The organism is Burkholderia sp. AW33-5, from assembly GCF_053427615.1.
The window spans coordinates 1-754 of sequence record NZ_JBSAXA010000083.1 but is presented as its reverse complement, the minus strand read 5'-3'; the positions used below and the strand labels follow the sequence as shown (position 1 = coordinate 754).

Sequence of the window (754 nt, the reverse complement as noted above, 5' to 3'; positions counted from 1 at the left end):
GCCCGTCACGAGCTGCTGCTGCGCTTCCTTCACGTCGAGCGGCTGGCTGTTCGGCGCCTTCGGATGAGTCGTGAGGTACAGCCCCTGGCTCGCCCGCACCGCACCATACGCATCCGAACGCAGGTCGAAGCCGCTGCCGAGATACGCCCCGCGCGAATTGCCGCTCTGATCGATGAGGTAGCCCAGATGCAGCAGGCTGTTCGCGCTGCTGCTCATCAGCTGCACGCGGTTCTGTCCGGTCGCGTCGTCCATCACGAGATGGTTGTAGCCGCTGCCCGAATATTCTTTCGACCGATAGCCGGAAAGAATCCCGTCGCTATGCCACTGCGGTTGGTTCGCGCCGTTGTACACACGCCCGACCGCGAGCGGCCGATCGCAATCGCCGCCGACATAATCGATCAGCACTTCCTCGCCGATCCGCGGCACATGCACACCGCCGTAGCCGCCGCCGGTATCCGACTGCACGACGCGCACCCAGCACGACGCGTTCTCGTTGCCCGGGTTCAGACGATCCCATACGAACTGCACGCGGATCCGGTTCAGCTCGTCGGTATAGACTTCCTCGCCCTGCGGCCCGACGACGATCGCCGTCTCGAGATGCATCTTCGGCTTCTCGTGTTCGAACGGGCTGCGATACGGCACGCTCACGCGCTGTGCCTCGACTTCGACGAGATAGAAGCCGACCGAGCCATCGTCGTGCGGCACGCGAAACGCCGGATCGGCACCGTAGCCTTCCTGCGCTTGCGTCAACGCA

The 754-nt window shown here is 64.3% G+C and carries 1 protein-coding gene; it reads right to left on the bottom strand.

The annotated features are described in order from the left end of the window. Positions 1–754 (bottom strand): type VI secretion system Vgr family protein (locus ACV22V_RS32420; protein WP_448016820.1); only part of this gene is annotated, 754 nt, incomplete at both ends.